This window comes from Mycoplasma marinum (assembly GCF_004335975.1).
GTDB lineage: Bacteria > Bacillota_I > Bacilli_A > Mycoplasmatales > Metamycoplasmataceae > Mycoplasma_K > Mycoplasma_K marinum.
The window spans coordinates 1-19,351 of the sequence record NZ_PSZO01000017.1; the positions used below are offsets into that span (position 1 = coordinate 1).

Genomic DNA, 19,351 nt, shown 5'->3' on the forward strand with positions numbered 1-19,351 from the left:
TATTAGAGTTCAAAGATGTTTGGATAATAAAACACCATACGAATATTCTCGCATGATGTCCAACACTTTGAGTGTGTCTTAATTTTTTATCCTAATATACCTTAATTTATTTGAAGCTTTTCCATTATTTCTTTAGATAAAATACTTGATTTATCAGTTTGTTCATTTTCACATCACATAAGTGTGTGAATAAGTACAAATCTAACCATTTTTTCTAATTCTTGCACATTATAATTTGTAACCTTTGAGACAAGATTAATATTAATTTTGCTAAATGCAATTAAATATGCATAATCTAAAATTGAATAACCGTTTTTAGATCACTCAAAATCAATTAATAATGCCCTACTTTTAGTAACTAAAACATTTTTTGGATTAATATCACCATGTATAAAACTTATCTCATATTTTTGCAGTTCAGTAGATAAAACATCAAACTCTTTTAAAAACTTAGTTGGTATGTTAGTTTTTTTTCTATAAGCATTGATATCATACATCCCCATTTCATTAGACTCTATCTTAATATTATGAAGTTTTTGAATTTCATCTAAAACTCATCTTGCATGCTTTTCTTCTGAAAAATCAACATGTTTGCCTTCAATTCATTTTTTAATCATTAATCCATTTTCATTTAAATAAATGTATATTGAAGAATCATAAAGAAACGCAGATTTTATATCAGGGAATAGGGTATTTTTACCCTTTGGTATTTTAACTTGAAATTTATCTCCATTGTCTAGTAAAAATAAAAAATTAGCGTTGTTACTAAATCCATTTTCTATTTTATTTATTTGTTTTATTTGATCTTTTGAATATTTCGTTTTGTCAATAAATAATTCAATAGCCTTATTTTTAAATTCATTATTTTTATTTTGCATTTTTTCCTTTACTATTATATCCTTCGTCATTAAAAATTTTCTTCATTGAAATTCTAACTCTTGTAGCACAAGGATAAGAAAATATCATTGCAAATCCATATGCAGATCAAACAATTATTCCATTTGCAGCTGCTGAATATGACATTGCTGAATAACCTCATTGTGCATATGAACTTCAAATAAGAACACCAGCAAGAAAATGTGATGCAAATACTAATGTGAATGCAATCGTAATAAACATGAATACAAATATCTTATTTTTAAAAGATGCAAATAATCCAGGTATTATAGCCAAAGATAAAATTGGAATAACATAATCTAACAAGTACTCCAAGAATACATAAGCTCCCCCATTATCTTTAACAACTGAATCAGTTATACCTCTAATAAAGAATCCAGGTGCTAACCAGGCTATTATAAAAATATAAATAGACATAGTTATCCCTGACAATTTCCATCCAAATACTAGCGATATTATTGGTAATAGTAAATATATAAGTTGAAATCTTATATAAGGTAAAAAATCAGGTATCAAAGAATTTAGTGACTTTGCAGCTATAAACATAGCTAATATAAAAGAACAAATAACTATATCCCTAACTGTAAACCTATATCAAAAATGAATTTTTTTGCTCTTATTGGAATTTTTTCCTTCTTCACATACTTCTTGTGAAATCACCTCAGGTGTTTTTACATTTTTTTTCATAAAAAAATCTACTCCTTTTATGAGCAGAAATTAAAATCCAGCTTCCGACGCAAGTATTAACTTAACCGGTATAAGAGTGCTTCTCAACCTTGCTTGTGCAAAGTGCCCCTGCTCTAATAAATTATATTATAATAACTTAATTATTTAAGATTATTTTTTAAGGTATAAACAAATGCTTCATCAATAACCTCTTCACTTCTTGTGAAACCAGCTTTTTCTAATATTTTCATAGAAGCAATATTCTTCTTATATATAATCGCATAAAATATTTTTTCACTATGCTTTTGCTTAGCTATATCCAATATTAACTCTAATGTTTTTGTACCCAATCCCTTACCTCAATATTTCTTATTTAAAACATATCCAATATATAATTTTGTTGTTGTAATACCTTTCAAAGATGTAACCCCAATCATTTTGCCACAATAAATAATTGCATAAGATTGGTTGCTTTCATTCATTAAGATGCTGTTGTGTTCTTTTGCATCTTGTTCAGTTTTATAGTAATCATGATATAAGAATTTCATAGTTTCTTTATCAGATCCGTACTCAAACATACCTTTTCAATCATCTTTCATTAGAGGTCTCAAACTCAAATTATTTTCCATATGTTTCCCCTATCATGAAAATAAATCAATTATTAATCATTTTTAAAATGAAATAATATTTCTCCATTTTCCTTTATTTCTTTTTGTTCAAATCCACATTTCTTTAATAAATTTTGAGAAGCAATATTTTCAGGAATAACACTCGCATATAAAGTCTTTCCTTTATGCCATCTATAAGCAAAATTCATTGAAAGAGTTAATGCTTGTGTTCCAATACCCATCCCTCAATAATCTTTATTTAAAATATATCCAATTTCAACTGAATTATCAGTGATATTCATAATAGATACAGTTCCAATCATCTTTCCATATACTGTAATTGCAAAAATTTGATCAGAATTCTTACGCAAAAATAAATTAGCATCTTTTGCTTCTTGTTCAGTTTTATAAGGACCTCATGTCACAAATTTAACTGTCTCTTCGTCCGATCCATACTCAAACATATCTTTTCAATCTTTTCTTTTTAATCTTCTAAGTTTTGTTGGACTAGCCATTATACTTACCTCCAATTTAATTTTTTTTAATCAAAAAATACAACAAATTATTTCTTTATTATTTCTTTAACTCTTTTATGAAATATTGGTCTTTCAAGAAATATATATGTGTTTGGCACTGTTGTTGATTTAAGTTTTATATCGCAACCCAATCTAATCACTTCTCACCCGATTGTATTTGATGGATGTGGTTTCTTTAAAGTTACTATTGTTCCTAATTCATAATCGCTTACTTTAATCATTTTTCACCACCTCAAATGCTAAAGTGTATTCACCCTTAACATTATTCTTAATTTGATTATATACTTGAACAATTGTTCCAAAGTATGTTTTCTCATACATTTTAGTCAATTCTTTTGCAAGAAATACCCTTGTTTCATCACCAAAAATTTCTTGAATATCTAGAAGTGTTGATTCTAATTTATAAGGAGATACATATGTTACATAAGTACCACTCCCCAATGAAGATAATTCATTTTTTCTTTTTCCTGTTTTAGGATTAAGGAATCCAATAAAAGAGTATTTAGGAGATAGTCCGGAAATAGCAGCAACAGTTGTTTGTGCAGAAGGACCAGGAATAACTTCTATGTTAATGTCCGCTGCTCTTGCTTGTCTAATAACTTCAAAACCTGGATCAGCTATAACTGGCATACCTGCATCAGAAACAACAGCAATACTAGTACCTTGCTCAACTAACTCTATAATACCTTTTGCAGAATTTTTCTCATTCTTATCGTGATAAGCAATCAACTTTTTACCTGTTATTTCATAATGAGATAATAACTTACGTGTTTGTCTTGTATCTTCACAAGCAATAATATCAACTAATTTAAGAGTTTCAATAGCTCTCAAAGTAATGTCTTTCATATTACCAATCGGTGTTCCTACAATATATAATTTTGCTTTTTCCATTTTAAGCCTCCAATAGTTTCAATATAAATTTTTCTTTTGCTAAGTCAAAGTTAGCATTACTCGCAATAGCCTTATTAAAATCCTGAATAGAGGTTATTACTTTTGCATAATCAAATTTTGATTGTGAATATTTTTCAATCGTTTTATCCCTAGAGATACAATATATTTCTCTACCTAATTTAAATTTCCATATATCATTCATATAAATATTCATAATATCTAACATTAATTTATAATTTGCTTTTTTTGTAAATATTTTTGAAAATGTTAAGGGTGATGAAGTTTTATTTAATAATAAATCTTCTAAGAATAAGGTGATTTCTTTAAAACATTGAATAAAATCATTTTCGTAAGATTGAACCGCACTCTCAACATTAGAGAATATACTTGCCATAACTTTAGAATATTTAGTAGCTATACCCTTCTCTTTCATGAGTGTGGCTAAATCATCAATGACTTTTGGTCTCAATTGTATAATTTGAGATCTAGACTTAATTGTAGGTAATACATTGTTTATTTCATTAGTTGTTAAAATTATAAAAGTATTTTTTTGAGGTTCTTCGATAAATTTAAGTAATGAATTCAAAGAATGTTTATTTGCATTCTCAACATTTTTGATAAGCATTATTTTTTTTCCAATTGCTTCGATTGGAGTTTGCAATAATCTTTGAGTTGAATTAGTGACAAAGTCCTTTTTTATAATTCCATTTGTACCATCAATAACTTCTAAATCTGCGTATTTATTATCTTGAATTATCCTAATACAGGGAGAACATTCCCCACATGCAAGAACACCCCTTTGAATACAAACTATTGATTGTAACAGTAAATGTGATATTAAATTTGTATCAGCTTTCTTCTCCGCTGATATTAAATAAGAATGTGAAAATTTCCCTGCTCTTTTTGCATTCTTTATAACTGAAAATGCAACAGGATTCATTTGTCTTACTTTACTTTTAATTGACATATATAAATTATAGTTAAAAAAATATTTATTAAACAAATATGATTTCTATTATTATTCACCTTTGAAATAAAATTAAAAAAAATGGTACGCTCACCATTTATTTAAATAAGTACTTCTTCTTTAATTATAGTTATAACATCTTCCAAAACTTCTTCTCTAGATTTTGTTGCATCTATAACTCTAAATCTTTCAGGTGAAGAAGAAATCACTTTTTTATAACCTTCATATACTTTCTTATGAAATCTAGCACCAGCAAGTTCAAGTCTATCTTGCGGAGCTCTATCTGCAGCTCTTTCCATTGCAGCCTCAGGTGTAATGTCAAAAAATATTGTTAGATTAGGTCATGTTGAATCAGTTGCTAAATTATTTAATTCTTTAACAAATTCAATACCAAGACCTCTACCTTCACCTTGATAAGCAAGTGAAGAATCTATATATCTATCGCATAAAACTATCTTATTTTCTTTTAAAGCTGGTCAAACTGTTTGTTCAAGATGTAGACGTCTTGCAGACGCATAAAGAAGCGCTTCTGATTTATCATCGATAATATTGTTTTTATCTAAAATAATTTTTCTAATTTTCTCAGCAGCTGGATTTTGTGATCCTCCAGGCTCTCTAGTAAAAATGAAATCAATATCATTCCTATTTTTTTGTAAATATTTTACCAAACCATTTAATGCAGTTGTTTTTCCTGATCCATCAGGACCTTCGAAAGTTACAAATAAAGGTTTAGACATTAGAATGGCATTCCTGCTGGTTGTTGAGGAGCAATTGCTTCTTCTTCAGCATTTATTCTTTCATTAGCAGCATTAACAGCAATAACTACCATATCTTCCAATGTTTCAGGATCATCCTCATCGATAAGTGCCTCATTAATTTTTACTGATTTAATTGTTCTATCTCCAAGTATTACAATTGAAATTCCTTGTTTTTCAATTAAAAACTCTTTTTGTGCAAGTTCGGCTTGTTTTTTTCCCATTTCCTCTTGCATTTTTTTTGCTTGTTGCATCATTGCATTAATATTCATATTTTCTCCTTTTACTTCAATTAGGCTGAGAATAAATCTCCGAAAAGATCCTCACCTAATTTATGTGCTTGTGTTTTTTCTTTTTCTTCTAATGAAGGAACGCTAATCATTTCAGGTTGAGGTAATGAATTAGTTTTAGCTAATGTTGTATACCTCTCTTTAACATCCATAAATTGATTTTTAGTAATTGCAAAAACATTTTTAACTTCCCCAAATACTTCTTTAATAAGTTCAATAAATTTCTTATTAAACTTAACTTCATTAATTCTTGAACAAATTCCAACATCACTAGATGATAATAGTATATATTTTTTTCCTGCTGAAATTAATTTTGAAGACTCTATCAAACTTACATATTCACTATAATTTGGATTAGTAGAATATGAAACTATTGAATTCCATGAATTTTTAACATGTAAATGTGTTTCTCTATCTGCTTGAACTAATAAATTAATTATATCGGCAACAGTATACGTTGTTTCTTTTGATACTTTGATTTCCTCTGGTTTTGTTGGAGAAGAAAATAGTGAAAGTAAGTCTTCTGGTTTCTCATTTGGAGTATTAATTTCTTGATTAGAAACTGTTTCGGATGTAGCAATTGTTTTTGTGGCAACTATCTCTTCTGTTTTAGTTGCACCAATAGCAATTTCCTGTGTTGTTGTTATGTCTTCTTCAATATCTTCAGAAATACTTTGACGCTCTAAATTCTTTGAAATTACCTGTGTAGAAGCTTCAATTTCTTCCATATCAATAATTTCTTCTTCTTTAAAACTTTCCTCTTTTATATTCTGAGTGGCAAATAAATCATTAAGAGAATCATCTGATTCTGTTTGTGGAGGTATTGATTCAAAATCAACTTTCGGTATTGTTGGTTCATACTTTTCAATTTTTTCTTCTACTTTTTTATCCGTTTTTATTTCATTTGTTTCACCGATTATAGAACCAGAAGATTTTTCCATAAAAATTTCTTCTAAGGATTCGCTTGTATCTTCTTTAATTATAGGTGCTGATAATTCAGGAGTCTTTTGTGGAACTTTAATTTCAACATTTTCTTCTTTATTATCATTTTGCTTCATAGTTGAAAATGCAGGCTCTTTATTTTCCATTACTGGAGAAATATTTTCAGAAGTATCAAAAACATTTTGAGGAGCTTTTGTTAATTTAAGCATGGCTAATTCGAATGCTTGCCTTGGATAATCAGACCTAGATAATTGTGTAATCAATTCAACTAGTATATCAAGCATATTATATGCAGATTCATAATTTAGATGAACTTCAGGGATTTGATTTTCCTTTAATGTTTCAAGTAGTTTTGGTTGACCCGTTTTTTTGAAAATAATAAAATCTTTTATTATTTCAATAAGTGACATTGATAATCTTGTTAAGTCAGCACCATTATCAATAAATTTATTTGTAATCATTAATAAACCTTCAATATTTTTGCTAGAAGCAAAATTAATAATTTTAACTTGCGACTCTAAAGAAACAACACCAAATACTTGTGAAATTGCTTCAAAAGTAATCTGTCCATTTGTATAAGAGGAAGCTTGATCTGCAATTGAAAGCGCATCACGTAGTCCTCCATTTGCAAGTTTAGCAATAAGTTTTATAGCGGAAGTCTCATATTTCAATCCTTCTTTAGTTAAAACGTCTTTTAGATGTTCAACTAAAACAGAATCCTCTACACGTCTAAAATTAAATCTTTGTGTTCTAGAAAGTATTGTAACCGGTATTTTTTGTGGTTCTGTAGTTGCCAATATAAAAATCGCATGTTTTGGCGGTTCTTCTAATGTTTTAAGAAGTGCATTAAATGCTCCTTTTGATAACATGTGAACCTCATCGATAATATAAACTTTGTATTTTGTATTTGTTGGCGCATACTTGACATTGTCTCTCAATTCTCTTATTTCAGCAACACCATTATTAGATGCAGCATCAATTTCAATAATGTCCATTGATGAACCTTTTTTAGCTTCTAAACATAGCCCACATTTTAAACAAGGTTTTAAATCTTCTGATAAATACTTACAATTTAATATATTTGCAAATACCTTAGCAGCAGATGTTTTACCAGTTCCTCTTGGACCCGAAAATAAATAGGCATGTGATATTTTATTTGACTTAACAATGTTTCTTAAAGTTGTTGTAATATGTTCTTGTCCTTTAATTTCATCGAAATTAGAGGGTCTGTATGTTCTATATAGTGCTTTATAACTCATATAAAAATAATAACATGGAGATGACAAAAAAATATGAAATAAATATGTTTTTTTCATAACTTTTACAAAAAATCAATTTGCTTTGCTAATTAATTAGTTTAGGGGCACACAATAAAAAAGAAATGTATTATAAATGAAATAAACCAGTTTAAAATTTAATTATTAAACAATATAATATTGGATATAGATATGTACAACTATTAAAACTTGGTTAATGGTTTTATTTATTTCTGAAAATTGGCATAAAAAAACCACCACACACAGCACTTCTCGATTCGGCTGCTCCATTCCTGGCCTGACCGGGTTACAAGGTTACCGTTGTGATGGCAATACAATTATAATATAAAGAGCTTATTTATTACCTTTATATTTTCTTTTCATTAATTTATATTGTTCACCATAAAGATCTTTATCAAAGAATGTTTGATAAGCATAAGCAATATCAGCACTTCAAGTAATATCTTTTCTATTACGCCCTCTATTTGTAAAATACTTACTCATTACTTCATCATAAGCATCTACTTCCTCTTTCATTTGTTCATTATTATATTTTTCATCATAAACAGTATTTAACTTAGGTTTAATCTCTTCTTGAGTGTCTGGATAACCAACTGTTAATCCTACGATGGGAATTACAAAAGGTGGCAATTCTAATTCTTCAATTAATTTTTCAGGAAAAGTTCTTACCCCTCCTATGTAACAAGAACCCATACCTTTTGATAATGCTGCATCAGTTAATGCTTGACCTTTAATGGTTGCATCAACGGCACCTATAAGTAATAATTCATGAAAATTACCTTCATTAAGTTCCCATTCAGGATTCCCATTTTTTTCAAAGATATATTTAACTCTATTCATATCTCCAACAAATAAAACTACAAGTTGTGCTTGTGTTATATGAACTTGGTTTCAGTTCCATTTTGCAATTTTAGCAATCATATCTTTATCTTGAATAAAAATAGCTGTTGCACCTTGTCCATTTTTAGATGTGGGTGCTGAAGAAACAACATCCTTGAATAATTGAACATCCTCCTTTGAAATTATTTTTTCTTTATTTAAATTTCTTTCTGACCTTCTATTTAATTGTTTTTCTATAAAATTATTTTGTTCATTTTTCATATCAATAAAATAATACAATAAAATACCGCTATTTAAATAATGATATTTTTATATAACTCCAAAAATTAACGCTAAAAATTATAATTTAATAAGAAGAAAGAAAGAAGGGAAAATGGAACAATATTTATCGTTAATTAAAGAAGTTTTAGAAGAAGGAAAAGCAAAAGGGGATAGAACTGGAACAGGAACAATATCTAAATTCGCCACACAAAGAAGATATGACCTAACAAAAGGGTTTCCCTTATTAACAACTAAAAAGATATTTTGGAAAGCAGTTGTGCATGAATTACTTTGATTCATTAAAGGGGATACAAATATAAAATATCTTGTTGATAATGGAGTTAGAATTTGAAATGAATGACCATATGCTAATTTTAAAAAGCACTCTGATTACAATGGAGAAACCCAAAAAGAATTTGTACAAAAAATAAAAGAAGATGAGGAGTTTGCTAAAAAACATGGAGAATTAGGACCTGTTTATGGTGAGCAATGAAGAAACTTTGGTGGAGTTGATCAACTTAAAAATGTAATTAAAGAAATTAAAGAAAACCCCAATAGTAGAAGACTGATTGTTTCTGCATGAAATCCTCCATTAGTTGAAAAAATGGCGCTGCCACCTTGCCATGCATTTTTTCAATTTTTTGTAAATGGTAATGAATTATCATTGCAGTTATACCAAAGATCCGCAGATGTATTTTTAGGGGTTCCTTTTAATATATCTTCTTATTCATTATTGTTAATGATGGTTGCACATGTAACAGGTTTAAAAGCAAAAGAATTTATACACTCAACTGGTGATACTCATATTTATAAAAATCACATAGAGCAAGTTAATGAACAAATTTTAAGGAAACCAAAAAAATTACCTACAGTAGAACTAAATAAAAATGTGAAATCATTATTCGATTTCACATTTGAAGATATTAAACTTCAGAATTATGACCCCCACCCCTTAATCAAGGGTAAAGTAGCTGTTTAGGTATTTGGTTTATTATATTAAAACATCTACTTATAAACTGGGATAATAAATTCTACGTTCAATAAAATAAACATTAAAAGATAAAGTGAATCCTTTTATTTTGGAATCCACTTTATCTTTTAATATTTAATAAAATGAATTTTTATAATCTATTTCTTCATTTACTTTTTGAACTAATTTTAAATGAAAATATATCTTTAAAATCATAATATTAAATGTTATTGTAAAATTAGAATTAACTAGATTATTCTTTAAATCTAAACTTATTACAGGTGTATGTTAGGATTAAAAATTAAGATGTTTTCAAAGTCTTAGACACCATACAAGAATATTCATTTGATATTTTATTGTCTAAGCATCTGTTGGACTCTAATATTTGTAGTATTTTAATGTTTTAATTAAATTTTTAGTATTTTTTTATTGAATTCAAAAAACGATAAATGAATTATCTTTTTAAATATTGAGAAAAAATAATTTGCCCAAGTGTTTTAAAACTCATAATTTTTCTTCTAATTATATCGTTGAATAAAAACACAACATCTCTTAAAGTGTAAAATTATTTGTTACGCTTTATTCTAAATCGTGTCTTAAATTTTTATCAAATGGTTAATTTATCATTATGATGATTCTGGATTATCAATTCTATTAGCTTCAAGATTATTATATTTCTCATCATTTAAATTATGCGCCTGAATATAGTCATCAATTTCTTTTTGTTTAGAATCTGTTAAAATTTGGGCAATATGTAACATCTTTAAATTTTTCGGTAGTTTATCAAGATTAAAATTTGAATCATTCAAAATTTGAATATTATCATTTTCACTAATGTACAATTTTTTGAGTTCTTTTGGTAATGAATCAATATTGAAGTTAATAGCATTCAAAACTTCAAAACCATTAACCTTAATTGAAGAATCTTCTTTTTGGATGCTCTCAAGAGCGGGTACTCCACTAGAAAAAATAGAAATGCCCAAATCAAATTTTTTCAATTCTTTTGGTAGCACCAAATTAAAGCTCAACCCAAATTTATTTTGTTTATATAAATTGTTTATTTTTTCAGATCATTTTTTAGCATTGCTTTTATCTGTTAAAGTTTCAAAAAATTCAGGTGTAAACTCCTCAGCATTAACTGCTGAAATTTTTAATGCTTTTTTTGATGTTTTATAGTCTTTTTTAATTTTATTCAATATTTCTTTTCATTTATTTTGGAAAGAATTAGTATATGTAACATTAAGAGTTATGTATTTCATTTTTTCTAAAGTTGAATCACTTATCGAATCAGCGTCCTTTAATGTTCCGTCACTATTCATAATGATTTGCAAATCTTTACGAACAGTTCAATCAAAATCTGAATCAACTTGTTTTTTAAGAAGTTTATAATCGTCATTAATATTTTGCGAATCACTTATAATTCCTTCATATAAAACACCCTCAGAATAACTAAATGTTTTGCCTCCACAAGAAACAACCGCAACTATAGGTATGGCTAATGTAGCTGTTGTAGCAAGTGTTCCTATCATTATTTTTTTATTTAATTTCATTTTTATCTCCTTGTAATAATCTTTTTAGCATTTAATTTAACCCATTCTTCAACAAAATTCTTAACATTTTCAAAGCTATTAAATGTAATGAGTTTATTTTTTCAATTAATATTATAAACCATAAATGTTTCATTACTTATAGGAACTTTTAATCACTGATTATTTTTATCTTTTGCAAATAAAACATTAAGATCTTTTCTTATGTATTTACTTAATATAGCTTTTGCGTTATGTTTGATTGTCTCTTTATCGTCAAACCTTATATTACTATTTTCAGATTTAAAAACATCAATAATTTCGTCGTTATCATTATAAATAACATATGTTAATTCAGGATCGAAGAAATCATTATTTATCTCTTTTAATCCTTTTAAAGTGATGGCACTTATATAAAATGTTAATTTTTAAAGTTCATCAGCAAGTTTCTTATTAACTTTTTCAAACTGAGGTCATATCTTGTCTATTCATTTCTGAACTTCATCTTGTGTAAAACTCTTTTTGAATTGATAAAATTTATTTCCGATTTTTAATATAAAATTTTTACCTTTTTCAGGGTGGTCAAGGTTCATTTTTCCTTTTCCTCAAGTTTCAAATTCATCTCTGGTTGTTTTTGATGTAATTTCAAAGTCGAATTTACCTGTTCCTGTACTAGATCCAGTGTTTGTTCCAGTGTTTGATCCATCTCCAGTACTTGTTCCTGTGTTTGTTCCTGTGTTTGATCCATCTCCAGTACTTGTTCCAGTTCCAGTGTTTGTTCCAGTTCCTGTGTTTGTTCCTGTGTTTGTTCCAGTGTTTGATCCATCTCCAGTGTTTGTTCCAGTTCCGGCACTTGTTCCAGTTCCAGTACTATTCCCTGTGTTTGTTCCAGTTCCTGTGTTAGTTCCGGCACTTGTTCCAGTTCCAGTGTTTGTTCCGGTGTTTGTTCCTGTGTTTGTTCCTGTGTTTGATCCATCCCCAGTGTTTGTTCCAGTGTTTGTTCCAGTGTTTGTTCCAGTATTTGTACCTGTGTTTGTTCCAGTTCCTGTGTTTGTTCCAGTTCCTGTGTTTTTTCCAGTTCCTGTGTTTGTTCCAGTTCCAGTGTTTGTTCCATCCTCAGTATTTGTTCTGGTGTTTGTTCCTGCTGATGAACTAGTATTTTTTCCTATATTTTTTCCCATTGAATCTTCTTCTTTCGAGTCACTTCCACAAGATACCACTGCCGCCGCTGGCAATACAACAACTGCTGTAGTTGCTAACATTCCTAATGTCATTTTTCTAGTTAATTTCATAATATGTCTCCCTTTATTATTCAAATTATAACATCAAAATAAAATTGATTAAATCTTGAAATATTTCGAAATGCAGTAATAATATATTCATCTTGAAATACTAAAGATTAATAAAATAAATCTTTTATTAGCAAAGTATCAACTCTTTGAAAAAGAGAAATATAATGTTTCTTTCATTGTTTCAAAGGAAAATGTTTGAATCATATAAAAACTTATAAATCAGCATTTTAAAAAATAGAAAAATATATCTCTTGGTACATCAATTAATGTAATACAAAAAAAGATTGCAATGAAAAGCACCAACTCTCGCCAGTACTTATACAATCAAAAGTGTAAAAAATATTCACTCTAGTTTACTTATGCAGATATTTTAATATAATAATTTAACATTCTAAACAATCAAAAAAATCTTTTATATTAATCTATCATAATAGCATTGAAATTTCCATATACATTTTTAACAATAGTAACAGAAACTCAAACATTAGGATCTATTTCCCTTAATTTTTTCACTATATCTTTGTGCTCTAAGAAAAGCATTACAGTTCTAATAGTTTTAACTTCTTTATCAGTATATCCGGATTTAACAGAACTAATGTTATATCCATGTTTATAACCAGAATATTTCAAGTATTTAGCAATTTGCTCATATTTTGAAGAAGAAATCATAACTTCTACTTTTTTATACTTAGGATATAGAATTGAAACCATTGCTGAAGAAACAAATACATATCCTAAAGTTCCTCAAGTAATTGGCCCAAATAGCATTTGCGCACTCGTCGGATTAGAGAATTTAGTACCTTGATTAGTTTGGAAAACAGGGACTTGTTTCATGGATGTTTGTATGATAATCATAGTTAAAGCAACCCCAAGAGACATCACTGTAATTATTTTACCTGGTGATTTTTGCTTTTTAGTCGAAATATAATAAATGATAATATCAGAACCTCCTGTTGAAGCTCCAAATTTTCATGCAATACTCATTCCAATTCCAGAAATGATAGCACCAATCATTGGTTGAACAATGATAGCTCATTTTTCAGTAACCATTCTTTCTGATGCACTAATGCCATTAATAGGTTTGTCATATAATCCAATAGCAAATGGATCAGCACTTTTAATACCTGGTATAAACTCCATAGTTTGTCCTCAACCAAGTTGTAGTAATAACCAAAGAAAAGTTAGTATAATAAATTTCTTTTTAACCAAAAAATAAAACACAATCAATAAAGGGATATTTATTGCTAAATATAATATCGAGAAATATTTTTGGTCAAGAGATGTAATATATGTAATTAATTGAGGTATTGCACCTAGCCCAGAAGAGAACGTTTTTGCTGAAGAAATAAAGAATTTCATTCCAAAGGCAAATAAAAATGATGATATAAGTAACGCAAAAATAATCCTAGCCCATTTACGAGTTATTTTATTGTTAATGATATAAGTATATTTTTTATTCATAAATAATTTATAACATAATTTCCCAGTAAAATAAAAACTCCATAACTTATAAGTTATAAAGTTTATATTTATTTATTATTTTTCAGCTATTTCGAATAATGTAGGTTGTCCTTTTTTATTTGAAATAACTTTGATTCTTATTTTTTTTCTATGCACATAAATAAGCCCTTCTTTAATATGCCTATTTAAACGTTTTTTAAGCCATTGCTTAAGAGTTTGTTCTTGCTCTACATCATTAAAGACAAATCCAGTTATCTCAGAGATTTTCGTCATATGATCTTGACCTTCTGCAACTCATTTATAAAGACCAAGTTGCCTAACTGTATCAGTAACATCATGCTCATCATAAATTTCACCTAAAAGTTCTTCGATAATATCTTCTAAAGTAATTATACCTATAACTTTTTGGGACTTGCTAACATCAGTAACAAATGCAATATGGGTTTTCTTAAGTCTCATTGTCTCAAGAACGTTAGTTAATATCATATTTTTAGACACAAAGGGAACCTCAGAAACCATTTCTTCAGGTTGACCTTCACTCATAAAAATTATATCTTTAAGGTGCACTGTTCCAATTCATTTCTTATTTTTAATAAGAGGCAATCTAGAATAACCAGTGTAATCAAATATATCCTTTGCCTCTTCCAAACTTGTTTTATCAGTGATGAATACAACTTGTTTTCTTCTTGTGAAGGCAGCGCTAACTTTTGTAGAGTCTAAATCCAATGCATTTGAGGCTAATGTAGCTTCACGTTTTTCAATTACACCTTCTTGTCTACCAGTATCTAAAAGTTGTTTTAATTCATTCTCAGTATTAGTGACCTCACTAGAAATATTTATTTTGCTTATTGGGTATGTAAATGGATAGAATAAATAATTCAATAACTCCATTACAAAACAAATTTTCTTCAGATAACCAAATGAGTATTTTTTAGCTAAAATTTTAGGGATAATTTCTCCAAATACAACAATTATTGGTGTCATAACAGCTATTGATAAAATAGTAGCAGTTCCAGGAGAAAATTGTTGTGTAAATAGATATGAAATCAGTACAGAAGAACCTATATTGACAATATTGTTTCCAATCAATATAGTTGATAGTGTTCAACCAAAAGATTTCAAATGTTTCTTCAAGACTTTACCCGCTCTTGTTTTCTTTTTTACTTCCATTGAAATCTTAGCTGAATTAACTGATGTATATGCTGTTTCAGCAGCGGAAAACATTGATGAAAGAAGTATTAAAATAATCAATAAGACTATTAACCCAATTATAATGGAGTCGTTCATTATAAATCTCCTTTAATTTTATCTGTAAATAAACCTATTGAAGGATCAAAAGCTAAATCAACATCACCAATAGCTCCATTACGGTGTTTTGCAATAATAACTTTTGTTGTTTGATGTCTCATTTCTTCTTGATTTTGATCTTCAACTTTTTGATAATATGCTTCTCTATATAAAAACATAATTAAATCGGCATCTTGTTCAATGGCACCAGACTCACGAATATCTGACATCATAGGACGTTTATCTTCCCTTTGTTCAACACGACGAGAAAGTTGTGATAGTGCAATTAAAGGAACGTTTAATTCTCTTGCTAGTTGTTTAAGACCACGAGAAATTGCCGAAACTTCTGCTTGTCTATTATCTCCAGAAGAACCTTTTGGTCCTGCAATCAATTGCATATAATCAATTAAAATCATGTCAATTGGATGGTTTTTATGGTGTTTTTTAGCTTTTCACATTAATTCTGATAATGTAAGACCTGGAGTATCATCAATAAATAATTTATAGTTTGATATTTGTTCTTGAGCAATATTAATTTTTTCTCAATCCATTTTTGTCATTGCATTTTTTTTAAATTTATATCCATCAACATATGAAACTGAAGATAGAACCCTGGCCATTAAATGTTCTTTTGGCATCTCAAGAGAGAAAAATGCAACACTATTATTTTTTGCTGCTGCTGCAGCTATATTAAGTGCGAAAGCAGTTTTACCCATAGAAGGTCTGGCAGCTAGTATTACTAAGTCACCTTTTTGAAAACCGGATGTCATAGAATCAAAATCTGTTCAGTTAGTTGGTATTCCAGCTAAATCAGAAGATGTTTGACGCATCTCTATATTCTTAATAGTTTTTTTAATAATTTCCTCTGCAGATTCAAACTCACCCATAGCTGTATCTCTAGTTGAAGCAAGAATATCTGTTTCAACCTTTTCTATTAATTCATTTGCATCCACATCTTCTTTATCAAGGTCTTTACTCAATTGATTAACAACATATTTAACTTTACGTAAATGAGCTTTTTCAGAAATCACTTTAATAAATTTTGTTAAATTAGACTCTAAAGCAGCTGATTGAATTAAATGGCCAATATATGCCTCAGAACCAATTTCAGTTAGTTGTCCTTTTTCTCTCAATCTATTTATAATAGCTGCAATTTCAATAGTAATATCAGAAGAAGCAAGTTCCTCAAGAGTAGCAAAAATGATTCTATGTCTTTTGTCATAGAATTCTTCTTCACTAATATATCCAACGGTATTTGAAATTAAATGATGATTAGAAAGTAGCAGCCCAAGGACCGCCCTTTCAATTTCTATTGCATTATGTTCTTTAGCCATTGTTTTTCACCTGAATCTTTAATGTTGCTTTTACATCTTTATGAAGATCTACCACAATTTTTGTTATACCAATTGAAGCAATATGGACATGTGGAAGTGCATATTTTGAAATACTTATTTCATTTTCTTTCAATTGTTTTATAACTTGTTTATTAGTAATTGAACCGTGAACTTTATTATTAATTGACTTTAGTGAAAATTCTAAAGTAGTTTTTTCAATAAGTACTTTCATTTCATTTGCAACAGCCAATTCTTTAGCTTCGTTTTCTTTAATTTTTTCAAGTTTTTTGTCTAATAGTCTTTTTGTTGAATTATTAATGGGCAATGCAAAACCTTGCTTTATAAGGAAATTTTTTGCATATCCATCAGCAACATCTACAATGTCATTAATTTTTCCACTTTTACATTCTTTAATTATTATTACTTTCATTTTTCACACTCACAATCGTCTGTATTAGGTTTCCTGCAAAGATTGATAATGGCTCTTCTGACACAGCTGCTGAAGCAGCAAAATGTCCACCACCTCCAACTCTCTCTGCTATAAGTTGGACATTCACATCTAATGATCTAGCTGATAATTTGAACTTCTTAGTTCCGGGTACTTTAGCAATTACAAATGCTGCTCTTCTTCCCTCGGTTCTTAGTATTTCATCAGCAGCAACTGAAACAACATCTGAATCAGCTTCTCCATCATAGGTTGCCATATAGTAACCTGGTCTAACTTCTTTTAATTCTGATAATATTTTTCTAATTGTTGTTGTTTGAGACTCTGATAATTTTAACAAGTTTGCTGATGTGCTTGCTGTTGCCCCAAAAGTTTCTAGCCATGAAGCTGCTGCAAATGTTCTTGCAGAAACTTGTCTTTGAAATTGCTTAGTATCAAGATAAATTCCTGATAATAGTAATTGAGCCGCTTCATAAGAAACTTTAATTCTTCTTTTTGAATACATGATAATTTCAGAAACAATTTCCGAAGCAGATGAAACCGCTGTATCAATATAAACATGTGATTTATAAACGCCATCAGGTATAGCTGTAATTCTATGGTGATCAAGTATAAATATATTTTCTTTCCCATACCCTTTAAAAGCATTTGGATTTTCTGTACGATCTGGCAATGCTGTATCACATATAAAGACAAGTGTAGTTTCTGGATCAAATCTATTAGCCGTAGATGCTTTAATGAATAAATCTTTTGGATTCTGGATAATTGACTTAACAGCCTTTTTAGTAGTACTATCAAAAGTTGTATTAACTATATAAGAATTTTTTCCAAATGATTTAGCCATTTCAACAACACCTCTTGCAGAACCTAATGCATCTAAATCAGCATACATATGTCCATAAACTAAAACATTTTTAATCTTACGATCTGATAATCTTTCTACAATAATCTTTGAAATTTGAGAAATCTTAACTCTTGAAGAAGAGTACACTGCTTCTGTTTCTGCACCAAAATATCTATAATCTTCATTTTGATAAGCAACAGTAACCTGGTCACCACCACGGTTTTGTGATTGAGCAATTGATTCTTTAGCTAATGACATTAATTCACTTGGCAATGTAGAACCAACACCAAAACCAACTGATACTGTTAATTTAACTCCAGGTATAGAAAGGTTTGTATTAATCTTTGTAAACATTGCAAATTCTGAATCAATTAATTTCTTTAATGTTTCACCATCTGTAAAAATAATGAATTTACCATTAACATATTGACGATAAATAATATTGTATTCTTTAACAAGCGAATCAAGCATATTGATAATTGTTGATTGTATTGTAAATATTTCCTCTTCTGGAAGTAGTGATTGAAACTCTTGGAAGTTATCTATATCCAATTCACCAACAACTGATTTTTCATTTTCATATTGTTTGAAGATTGATGCTTTATCACTTATGTCTTTCAAAATAATAGAATTAGATTTTGAGACTATTTGAACATCATAATCAATTGTTTCATATTGGAAAGTGAACTCTAATTCATTATTTTTATAATGCTTCTCAAACTCTTTTGAAATATCAGAAATATTTTTCCCCATTAATTTATTGTTAAATCTCTCAGAAATAAATTTCGAAGTTCAAATAATCATTCCCTCGGAATTAAAAATAATTACCCCTATACCTGTTGTAGATATTAATTCTTCTATATAATAATCAAATGATTTTTTAATTTCAACCCGCTGTTTTCTAATACCAAAAATTGTAGCTAGTTTTAATGTTAATGCAAACATGAACATTAATGAGAACAAAATTAATAATAAAAGCCTTGTTGAACCAACGGTTTTTGTAGCAATTAATGACAATCCTGCAATTAATATTATGAATGATATTATTATAGTTACTAATAAAAATATTTTATGTTTTATATTCATAAAGTAATTATATAACATTACAGAAAAAAAGCTCTATTATAAATAGAGTTTTGAATAAAAAAATAGGGAATTCCCTATTTCCTCGATTGAAATTTAAAGTGCAACACTTAGAGTTAAAATTTAAGTGAGGCACTTTTCATATGCAATTATCCAAAATAGGCAAATGAAAAGTCCCT

The 19,351-nt window shown here is 28.5% G+C and carries 19 protein-coding genes and 1 other RNA gene; 1 reads left to right on the forward strand and 19 read right to left on the reverse strand.

All coding sequences use genetic code 4. The features are described from left to right. Nucleotides 1-101: 101 nt before the first annotated feature. From C4B24_RS03375 to C4B24_RS03430, 12 genes are all read right to left on the reverse strand, one after another. On the reverse strand, nt 102-878 hold the full coding sequence (locus C4B24_RS03375) for a phosphotransferase (RefSeq protein WP_168388342.1): 777 nt from the start codon (nt 876-878) through the stop codon (nt 102-104). Then, the gene (locus tag C4B24_RS03380; RefSeq protein ID WP_131599368.1) at nt 868-1,584 is read right to left on the reverse strand and encodes an energy-coupled thiamine transporter ThiT; all 717 of its coding nucleotides are present in this window, start codon (nt 1,582-1,584) and stop codon (nt 868-870) included. Before C4B24_RS03380 ends, C4B24_RS03375 begins: the two co-directional genes overlap by 11 nt. Before the next feature lie 140 nt (nt 1,585-1,724). Beyond that, entirely contained in the window at nt 1,725-2,192 is a 468-nt protein-coding gene (locus tag C4B24_RS03385; RefSeq protein ID WP_131599369.1) for a GNAT family N-acetyltransferase, read from the reverse strand. Nucleotides 2,193-2,224: 32 nt separating this feature from the next. Then, a complete protein-coding gene (locus C4B24_RS03390) occupies nt 2,225-2,686 on the reverse strand; it encodes a GNAT family N-acetyltransferase (protein ID WP_131599370.1) in 462 nt (153 codons plus the stop codon). Between the two features lie 47 nt (nt 2,687-2,733). Then, entirely contained in the window at nt 2,734-2,928 is a 195-nt protein-coding gene (locus C4B24_RS03395) for a DUF951 domain-containing protein (RefSeq protein ID WP_131599371.1), read from the reverse strand. Beyond that, nucleotides 2,921-3,598: a 16S rRNA (cytidine(1402)-2'-O)-methyltransferase gene (gene rsmI / locus C4B24_RS03400; RefSeq protein ID WP_131599372.1), complete on the reverse strand. Its 678-nt coding sequence runs from the start codon at nt 3,596-3,598 to the stop codon at nt 2,921-2,923. The genes C4B24_RS03395 and rsmI overlap by 8 nt, the downstream gene beginning before the upstream one ends. A gap of 1 nt (nt 3,599) precedes the next feature. After that, complete coding sequence (locus C4B24_RS03405) at nt 3,600-4,565, reverse strand: DNA polymerase III subunit delta' (RefSeq protein WP_131599373.1); 966 nt, start codon at nt 4,563-4,565, stop codon at nt 3,600-3,602. 101 nt (nt 4,566-4,666) lie between these two features. After that, nucleotides 4,667-5,302 carry a dTMP kinase gene (tmk, locus tag C4B24_RS03410; protein WP_131599374.1) on the reverse strand — a complete coding sequence of 212 codons (636 nt, stop codon included), beginning with the start codon at nt 5,300-5,302 and terminating at the stop codon, nt 4,667-4,669. Further along, a complete protein-coding gene (locus tag C4B24_RS03415) occupies nt 5,302-5,592 on the reverse strand; it encodes a YbaB/EbfC family nucleoid-associated protein (protein WP_131599375.1) in 291 nt (96 codons plus the stop codon). Before C4B24_RS03415 ends, tmk begins: the two co-directional genes overlap by 1 nt. 20 nt (nt 5,593-5,612) lie before the next feature. After that, nucleotides 5,613-7,811 carry a DNA polymerase III subunit gamma/tau gene (gene dnaX / locus C4B24_RS03420; RefSeq protein WP_168388343.1) on the reverse strand — a complete coding sequence of 733 codons (2,199 nt, stop codon included), beginning with the start codon at nt 7,809-7,811 and terminating at the stop codon, nt 5,613-5,615. 245 nt (nt 7,812-8,056) lie between these two features. Next, nucleotides 8,057-8,141, reverse strand: an RNA gene (gene ffs, locus C4B24_RS03425) — signal recognition particle sRNA small type. A 21-nt stretch (nt 8,142-8,162) separates the two neighbouring features. Beyond that, nucleotides 8,163-8,930 (reverse strand): nitroreductase family protein, encoded by a 768-nt coding sequence (locus C4B24_RS03430; RefSeq protein ID WP_131599377.1) that lies wholly within the window; start codon nt 8,928-8,930, stop codon nt 8,163-8,165. 112 nt (nt 8,931-9,042) lie between these two features. Between C4B24_RS03430 and C4B24_RS03435 the strand changes: the two genes are divergently transcribed. Beyond that, nucleotides 9,043-9,909 carry a thymidylate synthase gene (locus C4B24_RS03435; protein WP_131599378.1) on the forward strand — a complete coding sequence of 289 codons (867 nt, stop codon included), beginning with the start codon at nt 9,043-9,045 and terminating at the stop codon, nt 9,907-9,909. 617 nt (nt 9,910-10,526) lie between these two features. On the opposite strand, the gene C4B24_RS03440 is transcribed toward C4B24_RS03435, so the two are convergent. The 7 genes from C4B24_RS03440 to C4B24_RS03470 all read right to left on the reverse strand — a co-directional run bounded on the left by C4B24_RS03440 (nt 10,527) and on the right by C4B24_RS03470 (nt 19,175). Further along, nucleotides 10,527-11,450 (reverse strand): hypothetical protein, encoded by a 924-nt coding sequence (locus C4B24_RS03440; protein ID WP_131599379.1) that lies wholly within the window; start codon nt 11,448-11,450, stop codon nt 10,527-10,529. Between the two features lie 404 nt (nt 11,451-11,854). Continuing rightward, nucleotides 11,855-12,718, reverse strand: a complete 864-nt coding sequence (locus C4B24_RS03445) for a hypothetical protein (protein ID WP_131599380.1) — start codon at nt 12,716-12,718, stop codon at nt 11,855-11,857. 417 nt (nt 12,719-13,135) lie between these two features. After that, nucleotides 13,136-14,179: a YitT family protein gene (locus C4B24_RS03450; RefSeq protein WP_131599381.1), complete on the reverse strand. Its 1,044-nt coding sequence runs from the start codon at nt 14,177-14,179 to the stop codon at nt 13,136-13,138. 75 nt (nt 14,180-14,254) lie between these two features. Continuing rightward, nucleotides 14,255-15,466 carry a hemolysin family protein gene (locus C4B24_RS03455; protein WP_131599382.1) on the reverse strand — a complete coding sequence of 404 codons (1,212 nt, stop codon included), beginning with the start codon at nt 15,464-15,466 and terminating at the stop codon, nt 14,255-14,257. Beyond that, entirely contained in the window at nt 15,466-16,800 is a 1,335-nt protein-coding gene (dnaB, locus tag C4B24_RS03460) for a replicative DNA helicase (RefSeq protein WP_131599383.1), read from the reverse strand. Before dnaB ends, C4B24_RS03455 begins: the two co-directional genes overlap by 1 nt. Beyond that, complete coding sequence (gene rplI / locus C4B24_RS03465) at nt 16,793-17,230, reverse strand: 50S ribosomal protein L9 (protein WP_131599384.1); 438 nt, start codon at nt 17,228-17,230, stop codon at nt 16,793-16,795. Before rplI ends, dnaB begins: the two co-directional genes overlap by 8 nt. Then, nucleotides 17,211-19,175: a GGDEF domain-containing protein gene (locus C4B24_RS03470; RefSeq protein ID WP_168388344.1), complete on the reverse strand. Its 1,965-nt coding sequence runs from the start codon at nt 19,173-19,175 to the stop codon at nt 17,211-17,213. The genes rplI and C4B24_RS03470 overlap by 20 nt, the downstream gene beginning before the upstream one ends. Between the last annotated feature and the right edge of the window lie 176 nt (nt 19,176-19,351).